The organism is Pseudomonas syringae group sp. 247E2, assembly GCF_032587795.1.
GTDB lineage: Bacteria > Pseudomonadota > Gammaproteobacteria > Pseudomonadales > Pseudomonadaceae > Aquipseudomonas > Aquipseudomonas amygdali.
This window is the reverse complement of the sequence record NZ_JAWHPK010000001.1, coordinates 988,398-999,386: the sequence shown is the minus strand read 5'-3', so window position 1 is coordinate 999,386 and position 10,989 is coordinate 988,398. Positions and strand designations below refer to the sequence as shown.

The window sequence follows — 10,989 nt, the reverse complement described above, 5'->3', positions numbered from 1 at the left end:
AATAAAGGATTATTCACAGCTCGATACCTTTCTGCGCCCGGATACCGGCCTGGAACGCATGCTTGACCACGCCGATATCGGAAACCGTATCAGCCAGGTCGATCAATTCGGGTTTGGCACCGCGGCCGGTCACCAGCACATGCTGCATCGGCGGGCGGGCCTGCAGATCACTCAGCACCTGTTCAAGGTCGAGGTAGCCATGCTTGAGGGCAATGTTCAGTTCGTCGAGCACCACCAGACCAATGGCCGGATCGCGAAGCATTTCCCGAGACACGGCCCAGGCGGCTTCGGCAGCGGCAATGTCACGCTGGCGATCCTGGGTTTCCCAGGTGAAGCCCTCGCCCATCACGTGATAGCGCACCTGCTCGGGGAAACGACGGAAAAACATTTCTTCGCCAGTGCTGTTGCGGCCCTTGATGAACTGCACCACGCCGCACTGCATGTCGTGGCCCATGGCCCTGGCAAGCATGCCGAATGCCGAGCTGCTCTTGCCTTTGCCGTTGCCGGTCAAGACCAGCAGCAGGCCGCACTCGTTGGGTGAGCTGGCAATGCGCTCGTCCATCACGGCTTTCTTGCGCAGCATGCGCGCCAGATGGCGTTCGTCGCGTTCGGGGGATTCGTTCATCCGGGTTCTCCGCTCGTGGCAGTCGACAACAGACGGAAGGACAGCACTGGACAGCACGGCAACGCCCTGCACAGAGCATCACCCTCCGTGATGCCATTGAGTGGTTCAGGCCGGTCTCCGGGCTCATGAGCGGGTTACCCCGGCTGCGCGCCTTCCCATGTCGAAACACAGTGGCGTCAGGCACAGCCTTGACTCATTTACCGTTGCGGGGGCAGCGCCGGGATCGGATCGATTGATCCACACCGGCTTCCCTGTTTCACCCTGCCAATCAAGGATTGCAGAGCACCTGAAACAAACCGCGAAGGGTAGAGGGTTGGGCTGGGAGCGTCAATCGACACCGACGCTGTGAAACGTGATTGAACCCAGACGGTTCGCAGTGCCTCTATCAATTATCGGACCACGCCCTTGTTTATGGAGATTCACCATGTTCAGACTCAGACCCCACTACGCAGTGTTGCTTCTGGTTGCCGGTGGCCTCGCTGCCTGCGGCGAGTCTTCGACCCTGCAAGTCTCGGATGGAACAGGCCCCTCGCCCAAACTGCCGGAGCCTAACAAGACGCTGATCCCGACCGTCAACATCGCCCCTGCCGTAGGCTGGGAAAAAGGCGCAAAACCGGTCGCCGCGCCGGGCACACAAGTGGCAGCGTTCGCCGAAAACCTCGACCACCCGCGCTGGCTGTATGTATTGCCCAATGGCGACGTGTTGGTGGCGGAAACCAATTCGCCGGCCAAACCGGATGATTCCAAGGGTATTCGCGGCTGGGTAATGGAAAAAGTCATGGGCCGCGCCGGTGCGGGCGTGCCAAGCGCCAACCGCATTACTCTGCTGCGCGACATGGACAAGGACGGCGTCGCAGAGACCCGCACCGTGTTCCTGCAAAACCTCAATTCGCCGTTTGGCATGACGCTAGTGGGCAACAAGCTCTATGTCGCCGACACCGACCGCCTGATCAGCTTCCCGTATGAAGCGGGCCAGACCTCGATCAGCGCGCAGCCGACCAAAGTGGTCGACCTGCCGGGCGGCACGCTCAACCATCACTGGACCAAAAACGTCATCGCCAGCAAGGATGGCAGCAAGCTGTACGTCACAGTGGGCTCCAACAGCAACGTGGCCGAGAACGGCATGGACAAGGAAGAAGGTCGTGCAGCCATCTGGGAAGTGGACGCTGCCACCGGCAATCACCGCATTTTTGCCTCGGGCCTTCGCAACCCCAACGGCATGGACTGGGAACCCAAAACCGGCAAGCTGTGGACGGCGGTCAACGAGCGTGACGAAATCGGCAGCGACCTGGTGCCAGACTACGTGACCTCGGTGCAGGATGGCGCTTTCTACGGCTGGCCCTACAGCTACTACGGCCAGCATGTCGACGAGCGCGTCAAACCGCAGAACCCGGCACTGGTCGCCAAGGCCATCGCACCGGATTACGCAGTCGGCCCGCATACGGCCTCGTTAGGGTTGGTATTCGCCGATGGCAAGACGCTGGCGGCGCCGTTCAACGAAGGCCTGTTCATTGGCCAGCACGGCTCATGGAATCGCAAACCGCACAGCGGCTATAAAGTGGTGTTCGTGCCCTTCAGCGGCGGCAAGCCCAACGGTGCTCCGGTCGATGTGCTGACCGGTTTCCTCAACAAAGACGAAAAAGCCATGGGCCGCCCGGTTGGCGTGGTCAATGATCAGCGCGGCGGCTTGCTGGTGGCAGATGATGTCGGCAACAAAATCTGGCGCGTGACCTCGGCCAAGGCAGCTCAATAACGCTGAGCGTAGAGGGTTGACGCAGAGCGTCGTACGTTAGTTGAGTTATCGTTCCGCACGCTCCAGCGTGGGAATGCAGTTCTCGACGCTCCGCGTCGCACGATAGTTGCGATGATCGTTCCGCACGCCTGGAAAGGCATGTCGACGCAGAGCGCCGTACGGCAGTTGAGATGATCGTTCCCTACGCTCCAGCGTGGGAATGCAGTTCTCGACGCTCCGCGTCGCAAGAGGACGCGGAGCGTCCGGAACGGCATGCGACGCGGAGCGTCGCACGATAATTGCGATGATCGTTCCGCACGTCCGGATCGATATGTCGACGCAGAGCGCCGTACGGCAGTTGAGATGATCGTTCCCTACGCTCCAGCGTGGGAATGCAGTTCTCGACGCTCCGCGTCGCAAGAGGACGCAGAGCGTCCGGAAAGGCATGCGACGCGGAGCGCCGCACGATAAGTTCTGGTCAGACCGCGAGCAGGCGACGCGCTATGGCCGAATCTGCGCCAGACTGGACGGCTGAATGACGCGCTTGGCGTTGAGGTAGGCTTTCTGCCAGTAAGGCTTGTCGAGGCTGTCGAGCTTGACCGTGCCGCCGCTGGCCGGGGCATGTACGAAGCGGCCTTCGCCGACGTAGATGCCCGCATGGGACACCTGCGAGCCGCCCGAGGTGGCGAAGAACACCAGATCTCCTGACTGCAATTGCTCGCGACGGATATTCGGCGCACCCATCACGATCATCTCGCGCGTGGAACGCGGCAGGGAAATGCCCGCGGCATCACGATAGACATAACCTATAAGACCGCTGCAATCAAAACCAGAGTCAGGCGTGTTGCCACCCCAGCGATAAGGCGTGCCAACCAGCCCCAACGCACGAAACAGCACGTCTTCGGCAGCCGGAGAAAGAATCTGAGGGGGAGCAGTGACCACCGGACGCTGAACGACCCGGGGTGCTTTGGGCGGTGGCGGCGCACTGGCGCAGGCACCCAGTAACGCAGCAACAGAAATAACTATCAGGCGCAACGCAATCGACATAACCACAACAACCTATCCGGATGCGGCTTACGCTGCCGAGAAGCTCAAAAACGCAGAAAGACCCGAAGGTCTTGTTCTGCACGTTCTATTTTATTTACGCCGCTTTGGCGCGGTCTTGACTGTAGTCGAAGTCATCGCCGTTGTCTGCGTGGCATCAGGTGTCGACTTCACCGCGACTGTACCCGGCGCCATTGCCAGAGGCCGCTTGGCCTCGATAAAGGTCTTGCTCCAGTAGGCGTCATCGAGGCTGTCGATGCGTACACCGCCACTGCGACGGCTGCTGGAGTGAATGAACTGCTGATTACCGGCGTAGATCGCTGCATGGCTTACGCGACCACGGCCACGGGTACTGAAGAACAGTACATCGCCAGGCTGAAGGTTTTTGCGCGATACCAGCGGTGCGTCAACGTTGATCATTTCACGCGTGGAGCGCGGCAGGCTCATGCCAGCCTCTTCGCGAAACAGGTAACCAATGAAGCCGCTGCAATCGAAACCCGAGGAAGTCGACGTGCCGCCGAACTTGTAACGCGTGCCGATCAGGGATTTGCCACGTTCCAGGATACTGTCGGCCAGAACCGGCAGCTGGTAGGACTTGTTGTCGGCGAAGTGAGCGAGTTCGTCTTCGGTGGCAATCTCGTCCTGCAAGGCTGCGGCGTCGGCGCGACGTGCTGCGGACTGAGCGTTTGCCGCGCTCTGATAACGCGCAACGGGCTGAGCCTGTTCTTGCTGTGCGACCGGCATATTGGCCGAGCAACCGAAGAGGAATGTAACGAGTGCGAGAGGCACGAGGGGTGCGAAGCGAACAACCTGCATGGGCACAACCGTGGCTGACTAGTTAAGATGGCGAGACTATGCCTTTTATGAAGGTGATTTGCAAATTCAATCGAACTAGATGTGACTTATGAGTTCCGCCATGACATGTGCTGCCCGGCACTGCAAAAAGACGTCCATCTGCGCGCTGTGATCGGTCGGCTGCGGATTGATTTCTGCCGTAAAACCCCCGGAAACTCTGGTGCGAATGACAGGTTCGTGAATGTAGGGGAAGCTTGCTGTGGTACCGATACTCAGGACTGCGTCATAGCCTTTAGCCAGTTGTTCATACAGTGTTTCCAGTGCCTTTTCAGGGAGCATTTCCTGAAAAAGAACGACGGGCGGTCGCATAACGCCACTACATGCCGGGCATAAAGGGGGTAAAGGACGCTGCAAGTGCTCACTCAATTGCGGATCTTCAGCACCACAGGATTGGCAAAACAGTGGCGAGAGTTGCCCGTGAATTTCGATCAGGCGCTCCGGCGGGCTGCCAGCGGCGCGATGATAGCCGTCGACATTCTGGGTCAGCACCCAGCACTCGGGCTTGATGCGCTGCAACTGGGCGATGGCGTAATGCGCGACGTTGGGCTCACCTCCCAGACAGGCCTTGCCCAGCTCGGCGATGTATTTCCAGCACAGCTCGGGGTCACGGCGCAGCATGGGCCCGGACAAGGCCATCTCTATAGGCAGGCCGTCGTCGGTCTTGCCGTTGTACAGCCCGCCGACGCCGCGATAGGTCGGCAGGCCCGAATCAGCCGACAGGCCTGCCCCGGTGATCACCAGAATCCGTTGTGCATGGCGCAAGGCTGCCGCCGTTTGCATCAACAGCGCCTGATCTACCACCCCAGCGTCTCTTTAAGGAAGGGAATGGTCAGCTTGCGCTTTTCCTGGAGTGACGCTTGATCAAGGCGCTCAAGCAATTCGAACAGAGCGCTCATGCTGCGCGTACCACGCGTCAAAATGAAATGGCCTACCTCATCGGTGAGGTGCAGGCCGCGCCGTGACGCACGCAGTTGCAGCGCACGCAGCTTGTCTTCGTCGGACAGGCCACGCATCTGGAATACCAGGGCCATGGTCAGACGGGATTTCAGATCGGGGAGTTTGACCGGCAGTTCGCGGGGCGATTTGGACGCTGCAATGAGCAGACGACGCCCGCTGTCACGCAAACGGTTGAACAGGTGAAACAGGGCTTCTTCCCACTCCGGCTTGCCGACAATGGCTTGCAGGTCATCCAGGCACACCAGTTCGTACTGTTCAAGATGGTCGAACAGCTCGATACCTTCATCGATAACTTCGGCAAGCGGCAGATACACCGCAGGTTCGCCCAGCTGCTCGAAACGCAGGCACGCAGCCTGAAGCAGGTGCGTGCGCCCTACTCCATCCTTGCCCCACAGATAGATGAGGCTTTCCGTCCACCCAGCGTCGGCTTCGCACAGCCGCTCGACATAGCCGAGTGCAGCGGCATTGGCGCCTGGATAGTAATTGACGAAAGTGGCGTCATCACGCAGACGCACACTCAGGGGCAGCTGAATCGGTTTCATGCTGACTAACGGCTCATGCAAACCGTCAAGGGCCTCTGTGTAAAGAGCGCAAAGTTTATACCCGTGAAGCGGGTCGCACAATGCGACAGACCTCAAGCAAAATCAAAGGTTTGCGTCAGGGTGCGTAAAGCTCGGGTCGAGAAAGAGCGTTTTGAGGTGATGCATGCATTGCCTGCACAAGCCTCTTCACTGCCCGGTGAAGAGGCGTGCGATGCCCTTACAGCTCGGGATCTTCCGCACCTGCATAGATTTCCGAGCCTTTATAAACGTCATGCATGTGGCGCACCAGCACCATGATCACTGCAGCGACCGGCAACGCCAGCAGAATGCCAGTGAAACCGAACAGCTCGCCACCCGCCAGAATCGCGAAGATCACCGCCACCGGGTGCAGACCGATGCGATCCCCTACCAGCAATGGCGTGAGCACCATCCCTTCGAGTGCCTGACCGATCATGAACACCGCAACAATCCCCATCATCGGGTACAGGTCGCCACCAAACTGGAACAACCCGGCGACCAGCGCTGAACCAATGCCGATCACAAAGCCCATATAAGGCACGATGGCAGCCAGACCGGCGATCACCCCGATCAACAGGCCCAGTTCCAGCCCGACCAGCATCAGACCGGCCGCGTAGATCACCCCGAGACCGACCATGACCAGCAATTGCCCGCGTATGAACGCGCCCAGCACCTCATGGCACTCGCCCGCCAGCTTGACGATTTGACCTTCACGCTGACGCGGCAGCAGACCGCGGATCTTGCCGGTCATGATGTCCCAGTCACGCAACAGGTAGAAACACACCACCGGGATCAGCACCAGATTGGTCAGCCAGCCGATCAGCGCCAGGCTCGACGCCGTAGCCTGAGACAGCACCACAGAGACGATATCCCCAGCCTGCCCCATGTGTTCGGAGATGGCTGCCTTGATCTTGTCGAACTTCCAGAACCCGTCTGCCAGCCCGAACTTGGCCTGCACCCACGGCAACGCCGAGTGTTGCAGCCAGTCGAGGATCTGCGGGGCCAGCTCATAGAGACGAAACAACTGCTTGGCCAGCATCGGCACCAGCACCAGCAGCAAGGCCATCAGCACCAGCGTGAACAGACCGAACACCGCCACCACGCTCAAGGTTCTGGACAGCCCGGCACGCTCCAGACGATCCACCAGTGGATCGCCCATGTAGGCCAGCAGCAGCGCCACCAGAAAAGGGGTGAGGATCGTGTGCAACAGCACCACGAATGCGACCAGCAAGGCCAGGCCGCCGATCCAGAACCAACGCCGTGTATCAGTCATCAACATCCCTCAACCCAATGGAAAAGCGCTTTGCCGGTTTACCAGCGGAAATAAAGCTGTGGTGCAGACGCCGGAACAATCATCGCTGCGGGCGCAGGTGCCGAAGCAGCCCCATTGGCTGGCGCAACCGGCGCAGTCGCATCGACAGGCGCAGCAGGCGGTGTTGCGGCGGCGGCTGCCTCGGCTGCGGGCACTTCCTGCAATTTGGCCAGCGACAACTGCGAGCGTAGCTGATCGGTGCTGCCACTGACCTCAAACACCACTTTGTCGCCGTCAACAGAACTCAGACGCACGCCGAACGGATCAAGTAACTGAAGCAGTTGTGCATAGCGCTCCAGTGTCATGCCCTGAACCTGCACCAACAGGCCCGTCGAGGCACCGGGCTTGGCGACGAAACGTGGGGCCAGACGCTGGCTGACCGACAGCAGCACAGCGTCTGCCAAGGCTTCGGAAGTAGCCCCGGTCGCAGTGCCCTGCTCGCGCTGATCGCCCAGCCACAAGCGCCATTTGCCCTGCCACTGGCCTGCGTCTTCCTTGGCGTGCACCGCCAGTATCGCGTCAGCACCGTAACGCTCGGAGGCTTCCTTGAGCGGTGCGGCATCAGTGCCTTCCAGTGTCTTGGCGTCACCGATGCCCTGCTCGCTCAAATCGGCCAGCGGCAGACGCAGCGGCAAACCGCGGTGTTGCGCAGCCCGGCGCAGTGGTTCAGCGGCGGCCTGACCGTCACCGACCAGATTCGAGCCTTCGACCGAGTCGTTCAGCCACCAGCCGAGGATCGACGGGCGATTGCTGCCCCAGATCGACAGGCCGGCATCACGCAACGCACGGTCGGTGGTCGCCGGATCGAAGTCCACCAGCAGGGTTTCCGGCGGACCGGCCTCGTAGCCGTACTGGCTGATGATTTGCTGCGGATCTTTGCGCAGCGCGGCGATGGCCGAACCCTGCGCAGCCTTGGCGTCACCGGTCAGGCGCAGCACCAGCGTTTCGACCGCGGCCTGGGTGGCCCGTGTGCGCTCATCGGGCGACTGACCAGTCACCGGCTCGCGGACCTGATAAAGGTTGCTGACCGTTTCGGCAAGGCTGGGGAGGCTGATCAGGGACAGACAGCCGACTAGAAGAACTCTGGAAAAACGCATGGACAGTTCCCGAACGGAAAAAAGTAAAAAGAAGCTGTTTCAGGAGGAGTACAAGTCTGGGACAGCCTTGAACCACCAATCATTCAATTTGCGCATAAAGTACACCTTAAACGGCGGCACTCGCACTGACGGGAGACGCCGGATCAGGTTTATTTGGCGCAACACCGCCCTGTTGTCGGCGCAAGGATGGCCCCTGGGGAGCAAGCCTGATAAAATCGCGCGCCTTCGCAGACCGGCAATCGCCACGGCCCAACATTACCATCGCATGACAGCGCGGTGCTGAACGGGTCCCAACGCAGCGGTCGATACCTCCGAATCCCCCCTAAAGGCCTGGATTTTTTATGAGCAAGCAACCCTCCCTGAGCTATAAAGACGCCGGTGTAGACATCGACGCCGGTGAAGCATTGGTCGAACGCATCAAGAGCGTCGCCAAGCGCACCAAGCGTCCGGAAGTCATGGGCGGCCTGGGAGGCTTCGGCGCCCTCTGCGAAATCCCGGCCGGCTACAAGCAACCGGTCCTGGTTTCCGGCACCGACGGCGTGGGCACCAAGCTGCGTCTGGCCCTGAACCTGAACAAGCACGACACCATCGGTATCGATCTGGTCGCCATGTGCGTCAACGATCTGGTGGTCTGCGGCGCAGAGCCTTTGTTCTTCCTTGATTACTATGCCACCGGCAAACTGAACGTCGACACCGCTGCCCAGGTCGTCACCGGCATCGGCGCTGGCTGCGAACTGGCTGGCTGCTCGCTGGTCGGCGGCGAAACCGCTGAAATGCCGGGCATGTACGAAGGCGAAGACTACGACCTGGCTGGCTTCTGCGTCGGCGTCGTGGAAAAGGCCGAGATCATTGACGGTTCGAAAGTCGCTGCCGGTGATGCCCTGCTGGCCCTGCCATCGTCCGGCCCGCACTCCAACGGTTATTCGCTGATCCGCAAGATCATCGAAGTGGCCGATGCCGATATCGAAAGCATCCAGCTGGACGGCAAGCCATTGACCGAGCTGCTGATGGCGCCAACCCGCATCTACGTCAAGCCGCTGCTCAAGCTGATCAAGGAAACCGGCGCGGTCAAGGCCATGGCCCACATCACCGGTGGCGGCCTGCTCGACAACATCCCGCGTGTTCTGCCGCAGGGCGCTCAGGCCGTTGTCGATGTTGCCAGCTGGCAGCGTCCGGCCGTGTTCGACTGGCTGCAGCAGCAAGGCAACGTCGCAGAAAACGAAATGCACCGCGTGCTGAACTGCGGCGTGGGCATGGTCATCTGCGTTGCTCAGGAACACGTTGAAGCCGCGTTGAAGGTTCTGCGCGAAGCTGGCGAGCAGCCATGGGTGATCGGTCAGATCGCTACCGCTGCCGAAGGTGCAGCACAAGTCGAGCTGAAAAACCTCAAGGCGCATTGATGCCAGCCACCTGCGATGTCGTGGTGCTGCTGTCCGGCACCGGCGGCAACCTGCAAGCGATGATCGACAGTTTCAAGGACGGGTCCAGCCCGGTCCGCATCCGCGCGGTGATTTCCAACCGCGCCGATGCGTTCGGCCTGCAACGCGCCAGGGATGCGGGCATCGAAGCCTGCGTGCTGGATCACACTGCTTATGAAGGCCGCGAAGCCTTCGATGCAGCGCTGATCGAACTGATCGACACTTTCCAGCCACAGTTGGTAGTACTGGCCGGGTTCATGCGCATTCTCAGCGCAGGCTTCGTGCGCCATTTCCATGGTCGCCTTCTGAATATTCACCCTTCCCTGCTGCCGCGTTACAAAGGCTTGCACACGCACAAGCGTGCTCTGGAGGCTGGTGACGCCGAGCATGGCTGCAGCGTGCATTTCGTCACCGAGGAACTCGATGGCGGCCCACTGGTCGTACAGGCAGTTATTTCGGTACAGTTGCACGACACGCCCACAACGCTCGCGCAACGGGTTCATGTTCAAGAGCACCGTATTTACCCACTGGCCATTCGCTGGTTTGCCGAGGGCCGACTGAGCCTTGGTGAACAAGGTGCGTTACTCGATAGCCAGTTACTCCCGGCCAGCGGCCATCTGATTCGACATTAGGAGATACTATGCGTCGCGCTCTGCTCTTCGCTTTCGCTCTGCTCGCCTTGCCTGCCGTACAGGCCGCAGACCTTCAACCTTTCTCCGCCAGCTACACCGCCGACTGGAAACAGCTGCCCATGAGTGGCACCGCTGAACGCAGCCTGGAAGCCGGTGCCAATGGCACCTGGACCCTGAGCTTCAAGGCATCGATGATGATTGCCAGCCTGACTGAAGTCAGCACGCTGAAGGTCGACAAGGAAACCTTGCTGCCACAGACCTACAGCTTCGAACGCAGCGGCCTGGGCAAATCCAAGAAGGTTGATCTGGCGTTCGACTGGAACACCAAGTTCGTCACCGGCACCGACCGTGGCGATGCGATCAAGCTGCCACTCAACCGCGGCATCCTCGACAAGTCCACGTATCAGCTGGCGTTGCAACACGACATCGCTGATGGCAAGAAGAGCATGAGTTACCAGGTGGTCGACGGTGATGAAGTAGACACCTACGACTTCCGCGTACTGGGCTCGGAAAAGGTTACCACCAAGACTGGCCAGGTCGATGCGATCAAGGTCGAGCGCGTGCGTGACCCGACGCAAAGCAAGCGCACCACCGTGCTGTGGTTCGCCAAGGACTGGGATTACCTGCTAGTGCGCCTGCAACAGGTCGAAACCGACGGTAAGGAATACAACATCGTGCTGCTCGACGGCACCGTGAACGGCAAGGCCGTCAAAGGCAGCTGATTGCCCTGACCGCTTGCCATACAGAGCCCCGCTTA

Annotated in this window: 11 protein-coding genes and 1 riboswitch; of the genes, 4 read left to right on the top strand and 7 right to left on the bottom strand. The window is 60.2% G+C overall.

All coding sequences use genetic code 11. The features are described 5' to 3' along the window. Positions 1-13: 13 nt before the first annotated feature. A complete protein-coding gene (cobO, locus tag RYC18_RS04500; protein WP_002554602.1) occupies positions 14-625 on the bottom strand; it encodes a cob(I)yrinic acid a,c-diamide adenosyltransferase in 612 nt (203 codons plus the stop codon). Between the two features lie 90 nt (positions 626-715). Next, positions 716-930, bottom strand: a riboswitch (cobalamin riboswitch). A gap of 119 nt (positions 931-1,049) precedes the next feature. Between cobO and RYC18_RS04495 the strand changes: the two genes are divergently transcribed. Continuing rightward, entirely contained in the window at positions 1,050-2,378 is a 1,329-nt protein-coding gene (locus RYC18_RS04495) for a PQQ-dependent sugar dehydrogenase (protein WP_016981440.1), read from the top strand. A gap of 480 nt (positions 2,379-2,858) precedes the next feature. On the opposite strand, the gene RYC18_RS04490 is transcribed toward RYC18_RS04495, so the two are convergent. From RYC18_RS04490 to RYC18_RS04465, 6 genes are all read right to left on the bottom strand, one after another. Beyond that, a complete protein-coding gene (locus RYC18_RS04490; protein WP_004657225.1) occupies positions 2,859-3,404 on the bottom strand; it encodes a C40 family peptidase in 546 nt (181 codons plus the stop codon). 90 nt (positions 3,405-3,494) lie between these two features. Further along, positions 3,495-4,217 (bottom strand): C40 family peptidase, encoded by a 723-nt coding sequence (locus RYC18_RS04485; RefSeq protein ID WP_002554605.1) that lies wholly within the window; start codon positions 4,215-4,217, stop codon positions 3,495-3,497. Positions 4,218-4,292: 75 nt separating this feature from the next. After that, positions 4,293-5,057 carry an NAD-dependent deacylase gene (locus RYC18_RS04480; protein ID WP_057405662.1) on the bottom strand — a complete coding sequence of 255 codons (765 nt, stop codon included), beginning with the start codon at positions 5,055-5,057 and terminating at the stop codon, positions 4,293-4,295. Further along, positions 5,051-5,755 (bottom strand): DnaA regulatory inactivator Hda, encoded by a 705-nt coding sequence (gene hda / locus RYC18_RS04475; RefSeq protein WP_002554607.1) that lies wholly within the window; start codon positions 5,753-5,755, stop codon positions 5,051-5,053. The genes RYC18_RS04480 and hda overlap by 7 nt, the downstream gene beginning before the upstream one ends. Positions 5,756-5,972: 217 nt before the next feature. Next, entirely contained in the window at positions 5,973-7,046 is a 1,074-nt protein-coding gene (locus RYC18_RS04470; RefSeq protein WP_057405684.1) for an AI-2E family transporter, read from the bottom strand. Between the two features lie 38 nt (positions 7,047-7,084). Beyond that, positions 7,085-8,182, bottom strand: a complete 1,098-nt coding sequence (locus tag RYC18_RS04465; protein ID WP_316883649.1) for a DUF2066 domain-containing protein — start codon at positions 8,180-8,182, stop codon at positions 7,085-7,087. A 341-nt stretch (positions 8,183-8,523) separates the two neighbouring features. Here RYC18_RS04465 and purM point away from each other — a divergent pair, with 341 nt between their 5' ends. The 3 genes from purM to RYC18_RS04450 are packed head-to-tail and all read left to right on the top strand — an operon-like array spanning position 8,524 to position 10,954. Next, positions 8,524-9,582, top strand: a complete 1,059-nt coding sequence (gene purM / locus RYC18_RS04460; protein ID WP_016982705.1) for a phosphoribosylformylglycinamidine cyclo-ligase — start codon at positions 8,524-8,526, stop codon at positions 9,580-9,582. Further along, a complete protein-coding gene (gene purN, locus RYC18_RS04455; protein ID WP_005783262.1) occupies positions 9,582-10,232 on the top strand; it encodes a phosphoribosylglycinamide formyltransferase in 651 nt (216 codons plus the stop codon). Before purM ends, purN begins: the two co-directional genes overlap by 1 nt. An 8-nt stretch (positions 10,233-10,240) precedes the next feature. Next, the gene (locus RYC18_RS04450) at positions 10,241-10,954 is read left to right on the top strand and encodes a DUF3108 domain-containing protein (protein ID WP_004665988.1); all 714 of its coding nucleotides are present in this window, start codon (positions 10,241-10,243) and stop codon (positions 10,952-10,954) included. The last annotated feature ends 35 nt before the right edge of the window (positions 10,955-10,989 follow it).

What these genes read in the sequence shown, in the direction of transcription:
- cobO (WP_002554602.1), bottom strand. Translation starts at nt 625, where the DNA reads ATGAACGAATCCCCCGAACGCGACGAACGCCATCTGGCGCGCATGCTG.
- RYC18_RS04495 (WP_016981440.1), top strand. Translation starts at nt 1,050, where the DNA reads ATGTTCAGACTCAGACCCCACTACGCAGTGTTGCTTCTGGTTGCCGGT.
- RYC18_RS04490 (WP_004657225.1), bottom strand. Translation starts at nt 3,404, where the DNA reads ATGTCGATTGCGTTGCGCCTGATAGTTATTTCTGTTGCTGCGTTACTG.
- RYC18_RS04485 (WP_002554605.1), bottom strand. Translation starts at nt 4,217, where the DNA reads ATGCAGGTTGTTCGCTTCGCACCCCTCGTGCCTCTCGCACTCGTTACA.
- hda (WP_002554607.1), bottom strand. Translation starts at nt 5,755, where the DNA reads ATGAAACCGATTCAGCTGCCCCTGAGTGTGCGTCTGCGTGATGACGCC.
- RYC18_RS04470 (WP_057405684.1), bottom strand. Translation starts at nt 7,046, where the DNA reads ATGACTGATACACGGCGTTGGTTCTGGATCGGCGGCCTGGCCTTGCTG.
- RYC18_RS04465 (WP_316883649.1), bottom strand. Translation starts at nt 8,182, where the DNA reads ATGCGTTTTTCCAGAGTTCTTCTAGTCGGCTGTCTGTCCCTGATCAGC.
- purM (WP_016982705.1), top strand. Translation starts at nt 8,524, where the DNA reads ATGAGCAAGCAACCCTCCCTGAGCTATAAAGACGCCGGTGTAGACATC.
- purN (WP_005783262.1), top strand. Translation starts at nt 9,582, where the DNA reads ATGCCAGCCACCTGCGATGTCGTGGTGCTGCTGTCCGGCACCGGCGGC.
- RYC18_RS04450 (WP_004665988.1), top strand. Translation starts at nt 10,241, where the DNA reads ATGCGTCGCGCTCTGCTCTTCGCTTTCGCTCTGCTCGCCTTGCCTGCC.